Annotated in this window: 1 protein-coding gene; it reads left to right on the forward strand. The window is 57.2% G+C overall.

The window, feature by feature from the left end; genetic code table 11:
• A partial coding sequence (locus C8029_RS20960) for a mannose-1-phosphate guanylyltransferase (RefSeq protein WP_286190070.1) occupies positions 1-633 on the forward strand: 633 nt, incomplete at both ends.

Below are 633 nucleotides of genomic sequence, written 5' to 3' on the forward strand. Positions count from 1 at the left end.
GCGCAACACGGCTCCGGCGATTCTTGCGGCGGCTTTGCATGTGTCAGCGACGCATCCTGAGGCGATCATGCTTGTCGCACCTTCTGATCATGTCGTGCCGGATACGGCGGCGTTTCATGCGGCCGTTGAGAAAGGTCTTGCCGCAGTAGAGAATGGCAAGCTTGTGACCTTTGGCATCAAGCCAACCCATGCTGAGACCGCCTATGGCTATCTCGAACTGACTACCCAGCCGGATGATTCTGGCACTGCGATTGATCTCAAACAGTTTGTTGAGAAACCAGATGCGACGCGCGCCGCCGAAATGGTGACCGCAGGTACGTTTATGTGGAACGCGGGGATTTTCCTGTTCAAAGCCAAAGATATCATCGCAGCCTTCGCGGAATACGCCCCCGGCTTGACCGCTCCTGTGGCCACAGCTGTCGAAACCGCTCAGGTGGATCTTGGTTTCTTGCGTTTGGATGCGGAGGCTTGGGCACAGGCCGAAGATATTTCTATCGACTATGCGGTGATGGAACGCGCCGCCAATTTGGCAGTTGTGCCGTTTAACGGCGGTTGGTCCGATCTTGGCGGCTGGGATGCGGTGTGGCGTGAATTGGGCCCGGATGCGAACGGTGTTGTGACCTCTGGCGAAGC

The sequence above is a fragment of the Roseobacter sp. TSBP12 genome (genome assembly GCF_009129705.1).
Classification (GTDB): Bacteria; Pseudomonadota; Alphaproteobacteria; order Rhodobacterales; family Rhodobacteraceae; genus Celeribacter; species Celeribacter baekdonensis_A.